The organism is Sphingobacterium tenebrionis, from assembly GCF_037126265.1.
GTDB classification, from domain to species: Bacteria; Bacteroidota; Bacteroidia; order Sphingobacteriales; family Sphingobacteriaceae; genus Sphingobacterium; species Sphingobacterium tenebrionis.
Genome location: NZ_JAYLLN010000024.1, coordinates 41,754 through 62,921 on the forward strand (window position 1 = coordinate 41,754; position 21,168 = coordinate 62,921).

The window sequence follows — 21,168 nt, forward strand, 5'->3', positions numbered from 1 at the left end:
ATGAAGATGAAAATGAAAAAATTAAAATATATCCTCGTATTGGGCGCATTGATGACAGGTTTTCAAAGTTGTGATAACTTCTTAAATGTGACACCTATCGATGCTCTTTCCGGAAATAACTTCTGGAAAACCAAAGCAGATGTAGAAGGTTATATGGGAGGAATTTACACACGTTTAAAATCAAAGCTTGGTAATAGCATGCTGATTCCAGCCTTGGATCTTCGTGGTAATTTTGTAAAGATTGTCAACAATTTGGATAATAATGGAAATGGACCAATAAATAACCTCATATCCAACAATTTAAAACCAGTTATGTCTGGTACAACCACTTATGATAACCGTTTGAAGGACATCATGAACTGGAAAGGATGGTATGATGTGATCGCTGCAAGTAATATCTTGATTTACGAGATTGATAAAGTTCCTGCCAATCAGCTGTCGGAGACCGATCGCAAGCAATATATCGCAGAAGCTACTTTTACGAGAAACCTAAGTTATTTATTTATTTGTAAGCTTTTTGGCGATGCGATCTATTACACCGAAGCTTATCATAGTTTATCCTTACCTAGAAGACCGCAATTAGAAGTGTTAAAACTGGCTATTGCAGACATGGAGTCGGTAAAAAATGACTTGCCTGTAACTTATGCAGACAACTCCAAAGCAGGATTTAGACCTAACCGTGGAGCTGCAATTGCACTTCTCATGCATCTGAATATGTGGGCAGCGGCTTGGGAAGAGAACAATAAGGTTCCTTATTATGAGGCAATTGTAACATTAGGAGAAGAAATTTCTTCCCATACCCAGTATCACCTTTTGCCTATTACCATCGATAATACGAAAAGTATTTTCAAAGGGAAGACGGCAGAGAATCTGTTTGGGATATTGCAGGAATACAATTACGGCGAGAGCTTTGTTGATTTTGCAAACCCTTCCTTCTTCTTCTCTCATTATCCTTTTAGAGGATCGACAACCAAAACAACCAGTCACATGACCTACGAAAAGGAATACATAGAGAAACTCTTTCCGGCTACGGAGTCGGATGAGCGTAGAACAGTTTGGTTTGAGAACATGAGCAGTGATAATGGAAATTTCCAGTTGAAGAAATTCATTAACGTATATTCCACAGGAAGTGGTTCTAACCTAACCGTTAAGAATGACGATAGCGCCATTATTTTCAGACTTCCTGATGCGCTATTATTAGCAGCAGAAGCCGCGGCGGAATTGGGAAATGATGCAATAGCTCAAGGCTATGTTAATCAAGTTAGAGCAGCGGCTGGTGCTCAGGCATTTACCACCACTGGAAACGCGCTGAAAGATGATATTTACAAGGAGAGAAAGCGGGAGCTGATCGGTGAAGGTCATTTCTATTTTGATCTAGTTCGTACGAAACGAGTGGTAAATACAGAATATTCCAATGCGGTAATGAGTGTTGGAAACTTTAATGCAGGTGCTTGGACATGGCCATTGATCATCTCGGATGCAGAAAAAGTGGCAAACCCAAGTTTAATCGGTAATATCTTTTGGAACTAATCTTATGAAAAATCAGAAACATATCGTTTGGAAATTAGCAGTGGTGATGCTCATATGTTTTACCGGCTGTAAAAAATATTACTTTGATTCCGGAATCCATGATCCTAAATTCAATGGTTCATCCATTAAGTATTTAGAATCCAAGTTGGATTTCTTCGATTCCACCTTAATGGTGATCGACCTGGCTGGGATGAAAAATGTCATCGAAAATGAAGAGGTAACTTTCTTTGCTCCTCCGAGTGGTTGTATTACCAGAGCCGTATTGGGATTGAATAGACAATTACAGTTCAATGGAAAAGATACGGTTAAGGAATTGAGCCAAATCAAACCTCAGGTGTGGAAGAATATGTTATCAAACTACATCTTCAAAGGCAAGAATTTGTTGAAGGATTATCCTCAGCGCGATACGGTATCCTACTTAGCTTATCCTGGACAAAACTATACCAGTTATGGTGGTCGCATCATGAATATCGGTGTCATCTATAACGATGCGGGTGGTGTACAGTATGCCGGATATCGTCAATTATTCCTGGCTTATATACCGGATCTATCAAACCCAATGGTATCCTTGCGAAATATTCCCATAGCTACCTCAGATATTCAAACCAATAACGGTGTGATCCATGTGTTGAATAGAACAAAACATACATTTGGTTTCTTTTCCAACACGTTTATTGATCAAGCCATTTCGGCAGGGATTGATCCCTTAACACCCTAATCGAGTATTAACATAAATGAAAAAATCAATGTTAACTAGAAAAAACTTAAAAACTGGCCTCTTTGCGGTCTCCATGGTTTTCATGTTGGGGAGTTTCCAAGCATGCACCAAGAAGACGGAACTTGCAGAAGATCCCTATGCAGGAGGTAAACAAGTACTAGATATCAATTTCGTATCCAAATCATCAGAATTAGGTATAGTTGCCGCAGGATCGGTCATGGAGCTGCAGGTAAATGGCTTGATGAAGTACAAGGATAATTTTAAATTATACGTCAATGAGATAGAAGCCAATGTTATAGACTTCACAGATACATCCATTCGTTTCGAAATCCCTGTTACCGCGAGTACAGGTAGCGTTTGGATCACAGCCAATGAACAGACATTCTTTGGTCCAGTGATCCGAGTGGGTGGCAAGGTCTCTGTGGATAACACCTTTAAGGTGGTCAATGGTGCAGGTTATCTTTCTGGTGGTGTAGGAACTATTTTTGATATCGAACAGTTATCTTCCGGACGCTTCTGGGTTGGTGGTTCCTTCAATACCTTCGAATTAAAAGGAACGGAAGCCGTTCCAAATGGAGGTATCGCGCAATTGGACCCAGATGGTGGGTATATCACCAACGATATCAACTTTGGATTTGGGGCTTGGGGAAGTGGTGGAACTATATATTCCATCAGTCGTATCAGTGCAGGACCGCAGAGTGGAAAATTCATTATTGGTGGTAGTTTCAATGCCTATAATTCCAAGCGTAATAATAGACAGACCATTGGAAATGTAACCCGCTTAAATGCGAATGGTACATTGGATACCATGATGTCATCTCAACGCGATGCCGCAGGTAACTCGTTGGTTCCTATCGTAAATCCAAAACCGGAGGTAAAATGGAAAGACCAGGACACCGTTCCTTCCTTTAATGCGAGTGTAGATGGTGCGGTTAGAAAAACATTTGCCTTTGGAGAGAAGGTGTACATTATTGGAAATTTCCAAATCTTTCGCCGTGCTTACTATCCTAATTCTACTTGGGACGAGAAGGTCTATGATGCTACGCGTATGCGCCAAATGGTTAGAGTAAATGCAGATGGTTCATTAGATTCCACCTTCCATTATATCAAAGCGACCAATCAGAGTGGCTTAGGCGGTGATGGAGCCATTATGGATGCGACGATGCAGGCCGATGGCAAACTGGTAATCGTTGGTGGTTTTCAGACCTTTAACGGCACCCCTGCTAAACGCATTGCCCGCTTAAACCTTGATGGATCCGTAGATAACAGTTTCCATACGGGTTCTGGCGCAGATGGTGATATTTATGCGATCAGGTACAACGCCACCACACAACAATATGTGGTTAGTGGAACATTTACACACTACAATGGAAAAGCTTTACCGGGTGTAGCCTTATTAAACGCAGATGGATCGTTGGTGGATTCGTTCAACCCTCAACAAATAACAGGTGGGTCGGTTACTTATTCCGGTCAACTGAACAATGGAAAGATTCTAGTTACCGGAAATTTCACGAAATATGGCGAATATGTTCGTCAAGGATTTATGATTCTGGAAGCCGATGGTACCCTTAAACCGGAATACAATAACTCTGGGGGTTTCCAAGGCCGGGTATATGATATGATTGAAACTCCTTTTGCCGGTGGAACAAAAGTGATTTTGGTGGGTAATATCCTTCGCTTCAATGCAACCATTCCAAAAGGCTTAGTTAGAATTACTATTGCAAACTAACCACATTTAATTATTTAGACATGAAAAAGAATAGAAATATCTGGAGAAGGGTTAAAGTGTTTAGTGCATTAACCATCCTGCTCGGTTCGGTAGGTATATCCAGTTGTAATAAAGAATTTGCGAATAAGCTTCCGGAGCCTTATGAGAATGATACCTTGAATATAAACGATGGTTCCAAACGTGTACTTTACATCATTTTGGATGGTGTAAAAGGAAATGTGGTGGAATCCATTGCACCTGAGACCCTAACCCTATTGACCGATAGATCCATCTTTACATATGATGGATTAGCTGATGACCATAGGAACCAAATCTCGCTTCCTACCGCGTGGACCAATATGATGACCGGTTTGGATTATACGGTAAGTGGCGTTACTGGTAGTGACTTTTCAGGATTTAACAACGAAACATCACCTTCCATTTTTACGCGGGTAAAATCAGAGAAGAAAAATGTACAAACTGCCTCATTTAGTACTTCGGCAGCTTTTACTGATCATTTAGCAATTGATGCAACAAAGAAACAAACTTTTGCAAATGATGTGGAGGTAAAGAATGCGACTATTCAGGAACTTTCTTCGGGAACTTCATCCTTAGTGGTTGCCCACCTGCATGCTGCCGAATTAGCGGCGAATAATGATTACACGGTAGAAAACGAAGCGTATGTAAGTGCTATTCACACCATTGATCAACAGATCAAAGAAATCATGAATGCATTGGTAAACCGCTCAACTTTTGCCAAAGAAAACTGGTTAGTGGTGGTTTCTTCCAGTAAAGGTGGCGGTGTTTCCGGCGGTGCTTCAGGATCAAACATTTTTGACGATCCATCCAGAAATGCCTACATCGCTTTCTATAACCCAAAATTCAACCCTCAAGAATTCAGTAAACCGGATGTATCTGCTCTTCCATATGTTGGTACAACGCCAAAATACGTAGGAGCAAACAACAATGCCACCATGGATGATCCAAATGTTGGAAATTTTGGATCTGACCAAAATGCTACGATACGATTCAATATCCGTTGGGATTATGGTGGTACTTATTACCCAAGTTTCTTAACTAAAAGGGCAGCATTCAACCCTGGTGTGGTTGGTTGGACATTTTTCAATGAAGGACCGACCTTTGGATTGAATTTCAGTCAGACTGGACAAGGAAATACACAACGATTACATACCAGAGCTATTGCGGATGGAAAATGGCATAATATCACCGCTGTATTCTATAAAGAAGGGAATACAAGATATGTGAAAGTTTTCTGTGATGGGATTCCTGCCCCAGCTGGACCATTGAACATTACCAATGTTGGTAACATCAATACGACCAGTCCATTAAGATTAGGCTCTATAGGGGATGCAAATGTGAATTGTATGATCAATGATTTGGCGATCTATAATGTAGCCCTTCCAGATGCTGAAGTGATAGCAAAAAGCCGCGTAACGCCATTAACAGCAGAAAATGATCCCTATCATGATAATTTAGTTGGTTATTGGCCAGCAAATGAAGTGACTACAGATAATAAACTGTATGATATTACGGGCAAATCTGCACCATTCTCTTTAAAAGGATCGATCAACTGGACATCATTCGCAGATATCTCTCCGAATATTTCACCTGCCATTTCTCCTGCCGCATTCCGTGCAGTACCGAATACAGTAGATATTCCAACTATGATCTATTCTTGGATGAATATCACCGTTCCTCAGCAATGGGGTTTAATGGGCAAATATTATGTACCTAGTATTAATTTACCAAGAGACTAATTGAACATGAAGAAGCAAAAATTATTTTACAGCCTTTTATTATTCGCAGGTTTGTTGGGTGCCAGCTCTTGTGAAAAATATGGATATAATGTACCTGATGGCTATCCGGACTATACGGATCGTCCAGGTGGGGATTTAGATACCAACCTTAAACAGATTGACAAATCCATGTATGCCAAAGCTAGGGTATTCCCTGGTTTGGTGGACCAATCGGAACCCCGTGTTCAGAATGCTAAATTCACGTTGGATCTCAACTTTACCAAACAAACTGCGCAAAACCTGCGTATCAATGTTGCTCCAGAACCTCAGTTTAGTACAGGCTACTATGCTGCTCCAGGGGAATTGGTTAGGATTGTTGTTCCTGAAGGAATCGAGGGGCTAACCGTACAGATCGGTGGCCATACGGATAATCTTAATGGGAAGTATCCCCTATTACGTGATCCATTGATCTATAATCGCCAGCGTATCTATGCTGGGGTCAACTATGTAAGGAACCTGTACGGTGGAACAATTTATATCCGTGCGGATCGCGCCTATGAGAATCCAGTAGAATTTACGATAACCAATGCCGTAAAATCACCAGATTTTGTATTGGGTGTGAGCAATGATGCGGCTTGGGTAGCCGAAGTGAAAGCTTCCAAAGTACCTTGGTTGGAACTAAGGACCAAACGGGTGGTATTCTTGATTCCTAGAGACCGCGTGATCAAGACATTCTCCTCGAATGAACCATTCACCAATCCTACGGCCGTGTTGACCAAATGGAACGAGGTATTCGAATATGATTATAATGGTTGGATGGGTTTATCGGATGATGCCGAAAATGAAAAAGACCGCAGCCCACAAGGACAATGGCGTGGCGTTTTGGATATCCAATTGTCCGTTGGATATGGCCATAGTGGATTCCCATTCGTCGGATTGAATGACTCGGAATGGTTTGGAGCAATGACCAGTTTGAATTCCATTACTACCAGTAATGGTATGTGGGGATCATACCACGAATTTGGCCATAACTGTCAGCAACCTAGTATTTGGTCTTGGAGTACTTTGGGCGAAACCACCAATAACCTGTTCAATTTCAAAGTAGCTAACCGAATTGGTGCAGATTATTCGGTCATGCATCCTGCTGTAAACTCAGGATTTCCACAGGCGATTGCGTATGCGAAACAAACGGGTGCTGCCAAGAATTTTGATACCGATGCGGCTATGAATGATCCGTTCAAACGAATGACCCCATTTGTTCAGATCTTTGAGAAATTTGGTTATGATGCCATGACGCATTTGTATACGGAGGCAAGACATGCCATCAGAACAAATCCTAGTGATATCACCAAACATAACTGGGTGTATGAGAAATTATCTGATTTTACAAAAACAGATCTTTCTCCTTTCTTCGATGCTTGGGGTATCACTTATAGCGATGCAGTTTCCGTAACGGTATCCAAGAAATATCCACTTTTGAAAAAAGCGATCTGGGAATATAACCCATTGACAAAGACTGGTGGTGATAATGATATCGTTTACCGCACTTCTGTGGTATCGGCTAGTTCTCCTGCTCAGGAAGGTTCCTTGGCGAATTTGGTGGATGGCGATCCAAACACTTTTTACCATGCGAAGTACTCCTCACCTACCGCAGCAGAATCCTATCCACATACTATTATCTTGAACGCCGGAGCGAATATTCCGATTAAAGGAATTTATTCCTATGCTAGACCTGGAGGAAACCGTGTTGGAGATGGTAAGGATTTCGAAGTTTATTATAGCCGAAACAATGTAGATTATGAATTAGCAGGAACTGGAACAATGCCAAACAACAACAGTAGATTTGAATACATCTTCCCTAATGGTCCTGTGAATGCGAAATACTTCAAAATCATTATCAAGAATGGCTATGGCGGTTCTGGTGTGCCTTATGTAGTATTCGGAGAATTGAATTTACTTAAACCTTAATTAGACGATGAAATTATATAACAAAATACTTTCCATGCTTTGCATACTGTCAGCAATGACAGTTGCAAGCTGTACAAAATACGACAACCCTCCTCCTGTGTTTGAGGAGCTAAAAGACCTTACTACCAACCAAAGGAAAGTGATGGTCATCAGTATTGATGGTTTGGGCGGAACCTCCTTAGAGAAAATTGCTCCGCCGCAGATTATGGCCTTACAGAAAAACTCAAAGTTTGCCTATAACACCCTGAAAACAGAAACCGGAGCAGCGGGCTGGGCATCCATGTTGACAGGTACGGGTTATGCAAAGCATAAGATTTCTAATGATGATTTTGAAGCTGACCAAAACGATGATAACCATCAACATGAAAACATCACTTCCTATCGTAATGTGCTTGATTATGTAACGCAATATCGATCCGTGAAAACGGCGATCGTTACGCCTTGGGAAGACTTGAGAAATTTTGTGAAAATTGCAGATTTTGCCCCTGTGGTAAGCAATGACGTACAGGTAAAGGATAGTACGTTGAATATTCTTAATCAATCCCGCGCTTTGGGAACCATCATTGTGAATTTTAAGGATGTGGAGAAAGCGGGTGAAAATGGCGGATTTAATGAGGGGAATGCAAATTTCAAGAATGCGGTCCTAAAAACAGATGAATATGTTGGGAATATTGTAAACGCCATAAAAGGACGTGAGAATTATGAAAAAGAAGACTGGTTGATCATTATTACCACCAACCATGGTGGTGGAGCAGATGAAACCGATTTCGGATTTACCATGGCTTACAATCCTGCTTTCCAGGAATTCAAATTGCAAAAATCAGGATTTAATCCGGTTAGATTTGATAATAAGACAGGTAGAGCAACTTTTCATGATGAGACTGGAAGGTTTGATGTCGGGGAAAATAAAAGTTTCACCGTGCAGATGGATGTGAAATTCAATAATGTACCAGGTGGATATTCCAGTTTCTTCGGAAAAAGTACAAACTTGAGTGGACAGAATATTACGGGTTGGCAATGGGCACATTATCCAGGTGGAAAATGGGTGGTAACTGTCGGCGGAACGTTGAACGGCGGAAGTGGAAAGCAAGAAGTTTCTTCGGAAGAAGCACCTGGAACCGGTGTATGGAGAAACCTGATCATGACCGTGGAATATGTAAACTCATCTACAAGGACATTAAGTATGTACATGGATGGGAAATTTCAGAAATCCATCAATATCTCTGCGCGTAAGAGCTTGAATATTGGTGAGGATTTAAGGGTCGGACACCGTGCTGGGGATAATGATGTTGCAGGTTCTTTTTCGCCAGCGAACTTGGTTTATTATAACACGGCATTGAGCGCAAGTACTATTACGAATAATTATGGCCTGAAGGATTTGACCAAGCACCCTAACTATGCGGATATCATTGGTTATTGGCCAATGGATGAAGGAACTGGGGGTATGTATTTTGGAGGGTATCCAGGCACGCCTAATATGTCCTTATCCGGAAGTTATGTTTGGTTGAATATGGGAGATAGCTACCCTTCGGCCTCTGCTGTTATGCCGGTTACTTCTTCGTTATCCATCCCAACGAATGCTACGGATATTGCAGCATTGACGCTTTACTGGATGAATATTGAGATCCTTGCCGATTTCGGAATGGATGGAAACCCATATCTGGAGAACTTTGAAATTGAGTTCTTGAAAGATTAATTCCTTTGATGAAATTATAAATTTCATATATTAGCTGTGGCCTCCTTGGATTTATCCAAGGGGGCTTTTTTGTTTAAAGGATTTTTTTTTGGGGAGAGAGGGGAACTGTCATTGAGAGGGTTTGACCCTTCATTGAGAGGGGCTGTCCCGTCATTGCGAGGAGGCTCGACGAAGCAATCTTTCTCCTTGTTTTCTCCTTGTTTTCTCATTGTTCATTTGTGAGGGCCCTCTTTGTCATCCTGAGCGAAGTCGAAGGATCTGTAAGTTGGTACACGAACAGATGGTTCGACTTCGCTCACCATGACATGGCTAAAGATTGCTTCGTACCTCGCAATGACGGGACTAACCTTCGCAATGACGGGGTGAAAATTACTATGTACCTCGCAATGCCAGCCTAAAAAATATCCAACTCAGCTATGCTCAAACTATCATCCCCGCCGGCTATTTCCGTGGCTTCCAGCTTCACAAACCTTCCCCTAACCACGTTTTCCAACCTATACATCCTTCTACTCGGATCATTGATCAAGTTCCCAAATTCAAAACTTCCACCTTTAACCCAATTCTTCCCATCTTCACTAACCAAAATATTTCCTTTCGCCATCATCCCCTTTCCATTCTGTGTCTGTGGCATATAAGAAAATGCTTTTATATCCATCATTTTTCCTAAATCCAATACCACAAAATGCCCCTCTTTTCCACCTCTCGATCGCCAAAAACTCTTCTCATCTTCATCAAACATCAAATTCCCTGGATGCTTCTCCTCAAAAGAACTTAATTCCACCACACTCCAATCAGCTTTTGAAAAACCGATTTCCTTTTCCACTACCGCCCCTTTCAAACCATCCTTAGCAATAGCAATAGCTTTCACTATTTTAGGAGTTGAGGAAAAACCACCCTCATAAACCAATGATTTGGAGGTAGGTTCTGTACCATCCACCGTATAAAAAATCTGATAATCTGCCTTCAAATTTTTTGAAGCATCCTGTCCATGGGGTTTCCACCCAAATTCGTGTTTTTTAGCTGTTATACTGATTTTCCCATCCGTTCCCCGATTGATCTGCAACTGAGGTGGTCGATTTACCGCATAATAAGCGCCTAAACTACTGATCACCGGCAAACTCCTGCTTTCCAAAATCCGTAATCTAAACTTTTGTGCTGTAACTTCTGGAAAACGCAGAATCCTTTTGTACCCCACATTCGTTGATACTGCAATCTCCTCCCATTTCCCATCTAACCAAACATCAATAGCATGTTTTTCAATCCGTTCGCCATTGGTCTGAATGGCCTCTTGCAACATGAATCGATTAATGGTTATCGGTTTTTTGGCTGTGAACTCCACTTCGCCAGTTTGACTGCTGAATACAAAACTACTTTTCGGATCATCATCGAAGAGCTCCTTTGGACCCTTACTCAAAGACAAGAGGTTTTTCCCATAGGTCTTTGAAATTCTATCACCGATTTCCTTTAATACCCGAACGTCCTCCGGTGAAAATCTACCTTCACTGTTAGGCGGAATATTCAAAAGAAAAATCGAGTTCCCTCCTACTGATCGTTCATAAATATCAAAAACATCATCGGTGCTTCGCACTTTCTGATAGGTATCGTCCCGATAGAACCATCCTTCTCGAATGGAAGTATTTGTTTCAGCCGGTTGATAATGTAAGAATTTTGCCCCTTGCAATTTCTCCCTACTCCCCAGATCTTTTCCTGTCAGATCTTTATGGTTTGCCAATTGATGTGGATCCGAATCAAAAGGAATAATGTTCCATTCCGTTGAACGGGTAGCACCTGCTTCATTTCCGCACCATCTCAAATCTTCTTTTCCGAATACGATTGCTTCAGGAGCGAGTTTATGGATCAACTCTCGCCAAGCTGGATAATTATATTTCTGCCCTCCTTTTGTCTTCGGATGTGCGCCATCAAACCAAACCTCATGGATTGGACCATATTCCGTTAATAGCTCAAATAATTGATTTAAAAAATATTCGTTATAATCATCCACCTCAAACTGAAAACTGGTTTTATTGGCAAATGGTCTGCCTTCCACTTTTCGGGGGATGGTTCGCGTTGTATAGCTACTTAAATTACCATACAAGCCTTTCTCATTTTCGATTTGGTATAGATCAGCTGGGGATAAATATACCCCTAATTTTAATCCATATTTTCTGCATGATGTCGCAAGTTCCTTCATAATATCCCCTTTTCCTTCCATAAAACCTGTGGACATAATGCCATGATCGGTATAACGACTTTGCCATAATACAAATCCATCATGATGTTTTGCAGTAAATATCACTTTGGTCATTCCAGCTGCCTTCATACTTGCACACCATTGATCCGTATCCAAATTCTTCAGGTCGAAAATCCGTGGATCTTCCTTACCATTCCCCCATTCCATTCGTGTGAATGTATTTGGACCAAAATGGATAAAGGAGATGAATTCATCTTTTAAAGCATCATATTGATTCTTGGTGGGAACCACATGGGCAGCCTTACGGATCAATTCTTCGGGGCTATCGGAAGCTAAAATTTGGTAGGTGTTTTTAATAGGTAAAGAGTTTCCTTTTAATAGGTTCTGTGCATAAGAGGCTTGGCTCCATAAGCCTAATAAGGCAATTACAGCAAAATGTTTCTTCATAGATGTATAGGTTATTGATGATCAACCAAAGGGAAAGCATAAAAAGAAAAAGCATAGCGAATAAAACAGGTTTAGGTTGCTATGCTCAATCTTTTATTGTCCTAAATTAGTTCCCAGATGGTAAACTAACGTAAAACTAAGCCATTACATCTAAAAAAGATTACACGATTTTACCTAAGTAGTAAAGGTTTTTAACATGTTATACATAAACCTTATTCTTCATAGAGTTTTTCGGCATTCACCCCAATGGATAAAAGCGATTGAAGAATGGCATAGCAACGCAGATTGATCCCCCGAACAGATACCAAATAGCCATCGATATAGGGAGCGATTTGCCAATCTTTGATATCTACCAGATCGTTCAATACTTCTTTAACCTTACTTAATTGGTTCTGGCTAATGGTACTGATTTCAAATTTTAAATTGTCCATAATATTTTCCTCCTATGTTGTGTATAAGTAAATAGATAGCTCAATATTGTTGAAAATGGGACCATGAAGCTATGGTCGGTGATTCTGAATCTGATCACAAGAAATTAACTATCAACAATTTACAAAGAAATCGCATTACATCCAATAGCTTTACCGAAAAAAAACACAAAAATATTTAAAAATTTTATGAACGATTTTTTAACTCTCCTGTTCTATAAAAAACAAGGAAAGGAAATCAATATGGAATCACAAGATTTTAATTTTAAAGGCAAATGGGATGTTGTTAAGGAAAGAATCAGGGAAGAATTTCCAGATATTCCTGAAGAAGACTTCAACTACCAAGAAGGAAAAGAAGAAGATGTTTATGGCCGGTTTCAACAACGGTTTGGAAAATCTAGACAGGAAATCCAAGACTGGTTCAATCGCCTAGACAAAAGATAAACACACATTATCTATCATATAAACAGAAAGCCTCCGTTTTAAAAACGGAGGCTTTTTTTAGCAAACTATGCATGCCCACTCATCAGGATTAATCATTTGATTCTTTTGTTTTTTTCAATTTAGGTTTTAGGGTATCATTAATTACCGGTTTTGGACCATCTTTCAATGAACCACCATTGGAAAGCGCTTTCGCTTTTCCAAATGATCATTCAATAGCCCAATTTTGCTTCCGGCCCATTCCCTAAAAGTAGAATCTGTAATCGCTTTATCATTGCTCGCATCCGTAAATAATTTGATGGCTTTTTCATGTGATTTGACCATCGCCTGTTTAAATCGTTGGTCGTAATTGTCGGTTTCATTTTTCAATGAATCCAATTTTTCTTGATGTTTATCATCCAAGTTATCTATTACCATCAAATCCTTGGATTTTGCATAGGCAGCCAATTCATCCAGAATGGTCTGATGTTCATCGATCATTTGCTGTGCGAATTTTTTAATGCCTTCATTGCTTGATAATGTCAACGCCTGGTTGGCTGCAGCAATCTCAAACCTGTTTGCCATACTTGCTTTATTGACGAAATCCAAGGTCGCGTCAATCTGTTTAAAGGCCATGATTGTTAGGATTCCCAGAACCATAACAATACCTACTAAATACTTTTTCATCTTTATATCGTTTAGAAATTCATCTTCACTTTTCTTTTTGAACACTTTGATTATCATTCCGTTAGCAAATGATCCAAAAATAAGTATAAACCGCAATGAACTAAACATTGCGAGGGTGTGTTCATTGCTCAAAGTCATACATCGTTAATCAATTAATAATTAGTACATGGAAGTTTTAAGGGATAAAAATATTTTTCTTACTGGAGGCACCGCAGGTATTGGGAAAGCTACAACCTTGTTTTTAGCAGAAAAAGGTTATAAGGTTTTTATTGTTGGCAGAAATTCTGAAAAATTAGAGCAGCTGATGGAGGAAGCTCGATCTGCCGGCGTTGAAGACCGAATCAAATTCCTTTTGCAGGATCTCGCGGATTATGAAGCCTGGAAAAAAATCTTGCCTAATCTGTGGGACGTGCATGGTCCATTTCACATCTTGATAAATAACGCGGGTATTGGCTTTGCAGGCATCTCTGATGCAGATGCCGAAAGCTTGGTCTACATGACCAAAACAAATTTGGATGCCTACCTCCTATTGGCTGGATTTTTTGCCAAAAAAATGAAGGAAGAAGATATCGAAGGCGACATCATAAATATAGGGTCGATGAGTGCAGATGATAGAGGTGGCAGTAGCACAGGATATGTCGCTACAAAAGCAGGCATACAAGGGTTTACCGAATCACTAAGAAAGGAAGTTAATCCTGATAACATCAGGGTCAGTTTAATCGAACCTGCAGCAGTTGGTACGGATATGCAAAAAATCAGTGCGGAGGAGCAAGCAGAAAAAGAAGAAAATCGAGAAATGCTCAAAGCGGAAGACCTAGCTAAACTGATCCATTTCATATTAGAGCAAGATCGAAGAATCACTTTCCCAGAGATTAAAATAAAAGCATTACGACAGTTTATTTAAATTACCAGGAAAAGGGATTTTTCGGAACTCCATCAGTAAGTTACAAGGAAATTTGTGGATAGTTATGGCTTAATCTTTTTGGGTTCTTTAGGATGTTCATGTGCATCTGGCATATCGTTCAGTTGTTCCATCTGGGGATCAACACCTGCCTCGCCGTCTGCATCCTGGTTTTTCTTCTGCTTTTCCAATACGGATGTTAAACTCTTTTTACGTTTCGGTCTGTCTTCTTGGACAATCCCTACTTTCTTGTTTTCGTTCTTTGTTGCCATGTCTGTGTTAATTAATCATGTCCTTCTGTTTTAACGATCTTATTATAGATCCCAAATAGCAAGAATGGAGCTACCCATTGCCCTACAAACAATGCCCCATGTTTATGACCTGTACATTTCAATACAGCAGATCCGACCATAGCTCCAACTGCCAGGCATAAATAAAATTTGGAAGGCAATTGTGCCGTAACATTTTCAATGGCTTTGGTTGTCTCGCCTTCGTTTAAATTTGGATTGTTCATTGGATTTTCCATCGCTGTAGATTTTTATTTCTAAGGGCGAGTGAATCTCGCCCCTTTCTTTAAATGGAAAACCTCACAGCCCAGATGGTTGTCCTTAAATCATAAACAAGTACTTATCCCGCCTGCAAGTATTAATCCGGTGAAGCTAAAAGTGCATTCAACAATTCATCTAAACAAATTGTTGCATAAGTCGATTCATGATCGGAGTAAGCATAAGGTAAAATCAATTGATTATTATGGATGATCTGTCCGCAAGAATATAATACATTTGGCACATAACCATTTCGTTCCTCTTCTGTAGCAAAAAGTAAAGGTTCTTTCAACTTTCCGATAACCTTTGTTGGGTTTTCCAGATCCAGCAATAAAGCACTCAACACATACTCTCGCATAGGACCTACGGCATGTGTAATAACCAGCCATCCTTTATCCGTTTCTAATGGAGACCCGCAATTACCCACTTGGATAAATTCCCATGGATATTCGGGTTCTGCAATAAGGATGACATCTTCATGCCAATTATTGATCGAATCAGAATAGGCGATATAACTGTTTTCGCCATCGACCCTACACAACATCGCATACTTACCCTTTATTTTCCTGGGGAACAATGCCGCACCTTTATTAGCTATTTTTCCATTGACCGGTTGAATTTTAAAATTCACAAAATCCTTGGTGGAAAGTAATTTCGGTAAAATGGAATGTCCATCATATGCCGTATAGGTCGCATAGTAGGTCACTTTTCCTTGATCATTCACAAATCGAACAAAACGGGCATCTTCAATCCCATTCTTTTCGGTATCACTGATGGGAAAGATGACTCTTTCAGAAATGGAAGTATCCAAGGAATAGGATATCTCATAATGAGAAGATGCGACCCACAGGATCTGCTGCATAAGGATTTCGTTATCAGGACTCAATTCATTTTCTCCACGGATTTCCTTTACATATCGGATTAATTCATCATAAGTGAATGTATCGGGAAATTTGTTTTTTATAACTTCCACGATCTCCCCTTCGGCTTTATGGAGCTGAAATAATTTATCCAGAAATTCTTGCTTTTTATACCGATGATTTTTGATATGCTTAGGTTTATCCAATAAAATCCCTACTTCATCCAGATGGATATCCAAATTCTTATCGATGATAGCCGTCCGAAACACAATGGAAGATAAATGGCCTTCTCCTACTGCACGAAAACTTAAGATTACTCGCTTTTCCCCCTCCTGAGTCTGTGTCTGGTCCGGTGATAAAATAATGGACGGATTAAAGTAGGCCGCTGCTTCAATGGAATATTCCATCGTGAAATAGGAACCTATCAGCATTTTTTCAATGTCTGTCAATTTTCTTTTATCCAGATTCAACTCCTTGAAGGTGTTATCCATGAGGTTGAAATTCTTTTCCAGAACATTCAGGATACTCCGATGTCTACGGGCATAATTCCTTAAAATCTGGGTTATGAGGGCAAGTTTTTGGTCATCTGACATACCAAGAACTCGGTTTACGATTTTTTTTGCCCTTTCCTGTGGCAATAAAAATCTTCTCGCTAGTACACGGTCTAATTTTGGTTTAAAAAAGCTGTTTTTTCTATTTACTGTTATTCCCATTGGCCTCCTCTTTAATTAAATAATACATAAAGAACAAAATCTTTTTAAAAGTGTTCTATTGATAAGCAATCATATGCACTTTATACATTTAACTATTTTATTTTAAGCATATCTATGAAAGTATTAATTATTGGAACATATCTTCCGCGGCAGTGTGGGATTGCAACTTTTACCCATGATCTCTATAAATCCTTGATCGCAAACGGTCAGGAAGTGGATATTTTGGCGATGATTGACCAATCAGAGCATAATCATCCCAAAGAGGTCAAGTACAAGTTGCTGAGAGAAGAGAGGCAAGCTTATAAAGAAGCTGCGGCATGGATCAATGCCCAAAAATATGATGCTTGCATCTTACAGCATGAATTTGGAATTTTTGCTGGGGATGCCGGTAACTATATTTTGGAATTGATCAATGAACTGGAGGTTCCATTAATTAGTAACCTACATACCGTTCTGGAAAAACCATCGGTAGATGAACTGGCTGTCATTCAAAAAATTGCTGCTAAAAGTGATAAAATAACGGTAATGACCAAACGAGCCATCACTATGTTGAATCAGGTTTACCATGTTCCTTTTCACATGATACAGGTTATTCCCCATGGAATCCCCAACTTTAAGATCAGCGCTCAAGAAGCAAAAGAGGAACTCGGATTGGAAGATAAAACAGTGATGTTGTCTTTTGGTTTATTAGGACGGAACAAAGGCTATGAAGTAGCTATTGATGCGGTATCCCAAGTTAAACATGATAACTTTGTTTACATCATCCTAGGCGCGACCCACCCCAATGTATTATTGGCCGAAGGCGAAAGTTATAAGAACAGTTTGATGCAACAAGCTGCAGATTTAGGATTGAATGGGAAGGTATTATTTGTAAATAAATATGCTAGTGATAAATTATTACAGACCTATTTAAAGGCATGTGATATCTATGTAACTCCTTATCCAAATGAAAACCAGATCAGCAGTGGAACATTGACCTTTGCATTAGGTGCTGGAGCAGCTGTTCTCTCGACCCCATATTGGTATGCTGTTGATTTATTAGCAGAGGGTAAAGGTAAATTGTTCGATTTCAACAATGCCAACCAATTGGCGTTGAGCATCAACCAACTTTTGGAAGATCCTCTTCATATGGCTTCTTACAGGGAGAAAGCATTAGCTTATGGTAAGACCATTACCTGGAAAAATATTGGTAAAAAACAGATCGCATTGATCCATACGATCATAGAAAAACGTCCAATTTCAAAATCTAAGAATATCATTAAGGATCTAAAAAATCAAATATTGCCCATGGGAATGAAATTGATTTCCCAAAGGAGCATTGTAAATAATTAAATGGATACTTTAACAATAAATACAGCAGAGATAGATCGGCGTTTGAATAACTTTTATTACAGTAATCCAACGATTGATCTTTCCTATATCGAAAAAATTAGTTCTTCAACCGGTATTTTTCAACATGCCAGTTTCAATATCCCGAATTACCATCATGGATATTGTATAGATGATAATTGTAGGGCCTTATTATTATTAATGATGGCCCAAAAACAGGAAAATCTCGGAATAGAACATCCCTTGTTCTCCAGCTATCTTTCCTTTATTTTCTATGCACAGAATGAGGATGGATCCTTCAAGAATTTCATGTCCTATGATCTTCGATTTTTGGAAGATAAAGGCTCTGAAGACAGTCAAGGCCGTACGATTTGGTGCTTAGGTTACCTATTGGGGAATGAATCATTTGATCATTATTGGCCAGTTGCGCGTGGAATATTCGACCGAGGCATAGATCAATTATTGGAACTCAAATCGGCAAGGGCCATTTCTTATGCACTATTAGGCTTACTGCATTATCAGGAAAGATATCCTGAAGATCAGCATGTTTTGAATCTTATTCAATCTTTAACGAAATTTCTGGAAGTGGAGTTTCAGATGTGTGCTACCGATGAATGGCCATGGTTTGAAGAGATAATTTCCTATGATAATGCCATGATCCCCTTGGCCTTATTCCGTGCTGGAAAACAACTAAATAATCAAGAACTATTGATCATTGCTGAAAAAAGTTTCGACTTTTTAGACAGTATACTATTTCGAGGAGATCATCTTTCCTTAATCGGTAATGAGAACTGGTTGAAAAAAAATGGGGAAGTATGCACCTATGGTCAACAGCCTATTGAAATTCCCGGAATATTATGGTTATACCAAGAGGTTTATAATATAGATCCCAATCCGTTATATATTGACAGGATCAAACGTTCGTTTCTGTGGTATTTAGGTTTGAACGATCAAAGGATGAGTTTATTCAATGCACAGGATAATTCGTGTTATGATGGATTAGAAAGTTATGGCGTGAACAAAAATCAAGGTGCAGAAAGCAATATATCCTTTTGGATGTCTTACTTATTGATCAAGGAAATGATATTTAAAGAGGGTCTTATCAGCAGGATGCAAACAGATATTTAATAAAAAAGGAAGGTCAATTACCTTCCTTTTTTATTTTGTTGACAATTCATAAATAGCATAAATGATGGCCAAAATAACCACAGCTATAATAATGGTTGTCCTAATATTCATGGCTGCCGGTTTATCATCTGCCTCTTTATCCAATATTTCTGGAGCTTCCGTAGGATCGACCGAATCGGCTGCATTTACTTTCTTGTTGTTTTCGTCTTCATTTCTCATAATTATCTGTTCTTTTACATAATAACAGATAATTAAAAGTTTTGTTCGAACGTAGAATCCGAATTATGCTTTTTTGCCTTTGAATGAACCAAATATCTTTTTAAATATAGTGACCACAATGACCACCAAGATACCGATCACTAACCCAAATCCAAACTCCTTTAATGTAGCAGGAACGTTAGGTAGCATATGGTGGAAATAGTCAATATTATGAACAAATATACCGCCGGAAACCAATAATAAGGCTATTGTACCAATTACGGCTAATGCTTTGATGACAATGGGCAATAGCTTGACAAGGGCATTTCCTACTGTATTTCCAAACCCTTTCTCGTTGGAACGTTTAATAAGACTATAACCTAAATCATCCATTCTGACAATTAAGGCAACAATGCCGTATACCCCTACTGTTGCCAAAATAGCTACTACGGAAACAGTAAGAATTTGTACAGTTAAAGGGCTATCCAATACGGTTCCTAAAGCTAATATCACGATCTCTACGGATAGGATAAAGTCTGTAGTAACCGCTGATTTAATCTTTGCGTTTTCCAAAGCCTCTCCCTCTTCTTCTTGTTCCTTTACGACTTCAACCCCTTTCTTCTCCCGATGGAAAAGATAATGTATGATTTTTTCGGCGCCTTCATAAGCGAGGTATAGACCTCCCAGGATGAGGATATATTTTATAATCACCGGAAAAAAAGCATTCAATAATAAGGCGATTGGTACTATGATAAGTTTGTTGATGAAGGATCCTTTGGTAATAGCCCAAAGAACGGGGATTTCTCGAGATGCTAGAAAACCGGTTGCTTTCTCAGCATTCACGGCCAAATCATCTCCCAAAATTCCAGCCGTTTTACGTGTAGCGATTTTACTGGCTACCGCCACGTCGTCCATCAATGCTGCGATATCGTCTAAAACTGCAAATATTCCTGATGCCATATGTCTCTGTTAATGTAATTTTTTTCCTAAAATAAAACTTCTAATTGAGGAAACGAATATCTATTTTAAATGTTTATCATTCTTTGCTTTTTTGTATTTTCATAAAAATTAAAATCCTATGTGTTATCATACTGGCGCTCCATCGAAATCTGATTTGAAGAATAAGTATCCAAAAAAGAAAATCACCTATGAGAATGATAAGGAGATTTTTCATGTTTCAGGTTTTAGCAGGCCTTTCTTACCTGTCACCTTAAATGCACGGGAGAATCATATTGAGTCGGCAAGATGGAAACTTATTCCATTTTGGGTAAAGACTGAAGCCGATGCGGCCAAATATGCAAATACCTTGAACGCCGAGGGAGAAAGTATCTTTGAGAAGGCTTCTTACAAGAACTATATCCTTAAAAATCGAGGATTGCTTTATGTGACTGGTTTTTATGAACCGCATCAGGTCAAAGGCAGCAAAGTCTCCGATAATTACTTTATCTATGCGCCCAATAAAGAAATCATGACCTTAGGGATTGTATATGCTGATTTTTTAGATCAGCAGACTGGAGAGACCTATCCTACTTTTTCTATTATTACGACCCCTGCTAACCCCCTATTGGAGGAAATCCATAATCTTAAAAAAAGAATGCCGTTGATTATTCCTGAAGATAAACAAGATCAATGGCTGTTTGCCAATCGGAAAGAAGATATTCAGGAGTTGATCAAACCTTATCCACATGATTTGGGAAGCCATCAGGTTTATCGGGTTACGGGTGCTCGGAATGAAGAAACAGATCGTCCAGAAATTCAATTCCCAGTTTAGTAAAAGTAGCGCTTACCTGTCATCCTGAGCGTAGTTTGCTTGTCATCCTGAACGTCGTTTGCTTGTCATCCTGAGAATTAAAAATTTGAACTAAATTTATCGGAAGGTGATGACATTTAGTAACTTAGTTCATTGACCATTCTGCAGTTTGACCGGACTATCGTATAGTGCAT

General features: G+C 39.4%; 19 protein-coding genes. 11 read left to right on the forward strand and 8 right to left on the reverse strand.

Annotated features, from left to right (window positions below; genetic code table 11):
- Nucleotides 1-12 precede the first annotated feature (12 nt).
- From VJ786_RS10575 to VJ786_RS10600, 6 genes are read left to right on the forward strand one after another with little or no spacing between them, the layout of a single operon-like run.
- Nucleotides 13-1,530: a RagB/SusD family nutrient uptake outer membrane protein gene (locus tag VJ786_RS10575; RefSeq protein WP_180268428.1), complete on the forward strand. Its 1,518-nt coding sequence runs from the start codon at nt 13-15 to the stop codon at nt 1,528-1,530.
- Between the two features lie 4 nt (nt 1,531-1,534).
- Nucleotides 1,535-2,248, forward strand: coding sequence for a hypothetical protein (locus tag VJ786_RS10580; RefSeq protein ID WP_336557689.1), 714 nt, complete (start codon nt 1,535-1,537; stop codon nt 2,246-2,248).
- 28 nt (nt 2,249-2,276) lie between these two features.
- Entirely contained in the window at nt 2,277-3,977 is a 1,701-nt protein-coding gene (locus tag VJ786_RS10585; protein WP_336557690.1) for a DUF5008 domain-containing protein, read from the forward strand.
- 20 nt (nt 3,978-3,997) lie between these two features.
- Entirely contained in the window at nt 3,998-5,734 is a 1,737-nt protein-coding gene (locus tag VJ786_RS10590) for a LamG-like jellyroll fold domain-containing protein (RefSeq protein ID WP_099366006.1), read from the forward strand.
- 6 nt (nt 5,735-5,740) lie between these two features.
- Nucleotides 5,741-7,681, forward strand: coding sequence for a M60 family metallopeptidase (locus VJ786_RS10595; protein ID WP_099366005.1), 1,941 nt, complete (start codon nt 5,741-5,743; stop codon nt 7,679-7,681).
- 55 nt (nt 7,682-7,736) lie between these two features.
- Nucleotides 7,737-9,377, forward strand: a complete 1,641-nt coding sequence (locus VJ786_RS10600) for an alkaline phosphatase family protein (protein ID WP_336557691.1) — start codon at nt 7,737-7,739, stop codon at nt 9,375-9,377.
- Between the two features lie 394 nt (nt 9,378-9,771).
- Here VJ786_RS10600 and VJ786_RS10605 read toward each other — a convergent pair whose 3' ends face one another.
- Together VJ786_RS10605 and VJ786_RS10610 are read right to left on the reverse strand one after the other, a co-directional pair.
- The gene (locus VJ786_RS10605) at nt 9,772-12,015 is read right to left on the reverse strand and encodes an alpha-L-fucosidase (RefSeq protein WP_336557692.1); all 2,244 of its coding nucleotides are present in this window, start codon (nt 12,013-12,015) and stop codon (nt 9,772-9,774) included.
- 212 nt (nt 12,016-12,227) lie between these two features.
- The gene (locus tag VJ786_RS10610; RefSeq protein WP_099366001.1) at nt 12,228-12,446 is read right to left on the reverse strand and encodes a hypothetical protein; all 219 of its coding nucleotides are present in this window, start codon (nt 12,444-12,446) and stop codon (nt 12,228-12,230) included.
- 186 nt (nt 12,447-12,632) lie between these two features.
- On the opposite strand from VJ786_RS10610, the gene VJ786_RS10615 reads away from it, so the two are divergent.
- Nucleotides 12,633-12,887 (forward strand): CsbD family protein, encoded by a 255-nt coding sequence (locus VJ786_RS10615; protein WP_099366000.1) that lies wholly within the window; start codon nt 12,633-12,635, stop codon nt 12,885-12,887.
- 162 nt (nt 12,888-13,049) lie between these two features.
- Here VJ786_RS10615 and VJ786_RS10620 read toward each other — a convergent pair whose 3' ends face one another.
- Nucleotides 13,050-13,550, reverse strand: coding sequence for a DUF4142 domain-containing protein (locus tag VJ786_RS10620; protein WP_180268426.1), 501 nt, complete (start codon nt 13,548-13,550; stop codon nt 13,050-13,052).
- A gap of 166 nt (nt 13,551-13,716) precedes the next feature.
- Between VJ786_RS10620 and VJ786_RS10625 the strand changes: the two genes are divergently transcribed.
- On the forward strand, nt 13,717-14,454 hold the full coding sequence (locus VJ786_RS10625) for an SDR family NAD(P)-dependent oxidoreductase (protein WP_336557693.1): 738 nt from the start codon (nt 13,717-13,719) through the stop codon (nt 14,452-14,454).
- Between the two features lie 62 nt (nt 14,455-14,516).
- Here the strand turns inward: VJ786_RS10625 and VJ786_RS10630 are convergent, their stop codons facing one another.
- The 3 genes from VJ786_RS10630 to VJ786_RS10640 all read right to left on the reverse strand — a co-directional run bounded on the left by VJ786_RS10630 (nt 14,517) and on the right by VJ786_RS10640 (nt 16,569).
- Nucleotides 14,517-14,723, reverse strand: coding sequence for a hypothetical protein (locus tag VJ786_RS10630; protein ID WP_099365997.1), 207 nt, complete (start codon nt 14,721-14,723; stop codon nt 14,517-14,519).
- 11 nt (nt 14,724-14,734) lie between these two features.
- A complete protein-coding gene (locus VJ786_RS10635) occupies nt 14,735-14,965 on the reverse strand; it encodes a hypothetical protein (RefSeq protein ID WP_209023139.1) in 231 nt (76 codons plus the stop codon).
- 131 nt (nt 14,966-15,096) lie between these two features.
- Nucleotides 15,097-16,569, reverse strand: a complete 1,473-nt coding sequence (locus VJ786_RS10640) for a glycoside hydrolase family 130 protein (RefSeq protein ID WP_099365995.1) — start codon at nt 16,567-16,569, stop codon at nt 15,097-15,099.
- Between the two features lie 114 nt (nt 16,570-16,683).
- Between VJ786_RS10640 and VJ786_RS10645 the strand changes: the two genes are divergently transcribed.
- Nucleotides 16,684-17,901, forward strand: coding sequence for a glycosyltransferase (locus VJ786_RS10645; protein ID WP_099365994.1), 1,218 nt, complete (start codon nt 16,684-16,686; stop codon nt 17,899-17,901).
- Nucleotides 17,902-19,026 carry a hypothetical protein gene (locus VJ786_RS10650; protein ID WP_099365993.1) on the forward strand — a complete coding sequence of 375 codons (1,125 nt, stop codon included), beginning with the start codon at nt 17,902-17,904 and terminating at the stop codon, nt 19,024-19,026. It abuts the gene before it with no gap.
- Nucleotides 19,027-19,056: 30 nt separating this feature from the next.
- Here the strand turns inward: VJ786_RS10650 and VJ786_RS10655 are convergent, their stop codons facing one another.
- Together VJ786_RS10655 and VJ786_RS10660 are read right to left on the reverse strand one after the other, a co-directional pair.
- Nucleotides 19,057-19,245 carry a hypothetical protein gene (locus tag VJ786_RS10655; protein ID WP_099365992.1) on the reverse strand — a complete coding sequence of 63 codons (189 nt, stop codon included), beginning with the start codon at nt 19,243-19,245 and terminating at the stop codon, nt 19,057-19,059.
- A 63-nt stretch (nt 19,246-19,308) separates the two neighbouring features.
- Entirely contained in the window at nt 19,309-20,184 is an 876-nt protein-coding gene (locus tag VJ786_RS10660; protein ID WP_099365991.1) for a DUF808 domain-containing protein, read from the reverse strand.
- Between the two features lie 118 nt (nt 20,185-20,302).
- On the opposite strand from VJ786_RS10660, the gene VJ786_RS10665 reads away from it, so the two are divergent.
- Entirely contained in the window at nt 20,303-20,995 is a 693-nt protein-coding gene (locus VJ786_RS10665) for an SOS response-associated peptidase (RefSeq protein WP_336557694.1), read from the forward strand.
- Nucleotides 20,996-21,168 lie beyond the last annotated feature (173 nt).

Bases quoted from the DNA above. Each gene is read 5' to 3' on its own strand.
- VJ786_RS10575 (WP_180268428.1), top strand. From the start codon at position 13: ATGAAAAAATTAAAATATATCCTCGTATTGGGCGCATTGATGACAGGT.
- VJ786_RS10580 (WP_336557689.1), top strand. From the start codon at position 1,535: ATGAAAAATCAGAAACATATCGTTTGGAAATTAGCAGTGGTGATGCTC.
- VJ786_RS10585 (WP_336557690.1), top strand. From the start codon at position 2,277: ATGTTAACTAGAAAAAACTTAAAAACTGGCCTCTTTGCGGTCTCCATG.
- VJ786_RS10590 (WP_099366006.1), top strand. From the start codon at position 3,998: ATGAAAAAGAATAGAAATATCTGGAGAAGGGTTAAAGTGTTTAGTGCA.
- VJ786_RS10595 (WP_099366005.1), top strand. From the start codon at position 5,741: ATGAAGAAGCAAAAATTATTTTACAGCCTTTTATTATTCGCAGGTTTG.
- VJ786_RS10600 (WP_336557691.1), top strand. From the start codon at position 7,737: ATGACAGTTGCAAGCTGTACAAAATACGACAACCCTCCTCCTGTGTTT.
- VJ786_RS10605 (WP_336557692.1), bottom strand. From the start codon at position 12,015: ATGAAGAAACATTTTGCTGTAATTGCCTTATTAGGCTTATGGAGCCAA.
- VJ786_RS10610 (WP_099366001.1), bottom strand. From the start codon at position 12,446: ATGGACAATTTAAAATTTGAAATCAGTACCATTAGCCAGAACCAATTA.
- VJ786_RS10615 (WP_099366000.1), top strand. From the start codon at position 12,633: ATGAACGATTTTTTAACTCTCCTGTTCTATAAAAAACAAGGAAAGGAA.
- VJ786_RS10620 (WP_180268426.1), bottom strand. From the start codon at position 13,550: ATGAAAAAGTATTTAGTAGGTATTGTTATGGTTCTGGGAATCCTAACA.
- VJ786_RS10625 (WP_336557693.1), top strand. From the start codon at position 13,717: ATGGAAGTTTTAAGGGATAAAAATATTTTTCTTACTGGAGGCACCGCA.
- VJ786_RS10630 (WP_099365997.1), bottom strand. From the start codon at position 14,723: ATGGCAACAAAGAACGAAAACAAGAAAGTAGGGATTGTCCAAGAAGAC.
- VJ786_RS10635 (WP_209023139.1), bottom strand. From the start codon at position 14,965: ATGAACAATCCAAATTTAAACGAAGGCGAGACAACCAAAGCCATTGAA.
- VJ786_RS10640 (WP_099365995.1), bottom strand. From the start codon at position 16,569: ATGGGAATAACAGTAAATAGAAAAAACAGCTTTTTTAAACCAAAATTA.
- VJ786_RS10645 (WP_099365994.1), top strand. From the start codon at position 16,684: ATGAAAGTATTAATTATTGGAACATATCTTCCGCGGCAGTGTGGGATT.
- VJ786_RS10650 (WP_099365993.1), top strand. From the start codon at position 17,902: ATGGATACTTTAACAATAAATACAGCAGAGATAGATCGGCGTTTGAAT.
- VJ786_RS10655 (WP_099365992.1), bottom strand. From the start codon at position 19,245: ATGAGAAATGAAGACGAAAACAACAAGAAAGTAAATGCAGCCGATTCG.
- VJ786_RS10660 (WP_099365991.1), bottom strand. From the start codon at position 20,184: ATGGCATCAGGAATATTTGCAGTTTTAGACGATATCGCAGCATTGATG.
- VJ786_RS10665 (WP_336557694.1), top strand. From the start codon at position 20,303: ATGTGTTATCATACTGGCGCTCCATCGAAATCTGATTTGAAGAATAAG.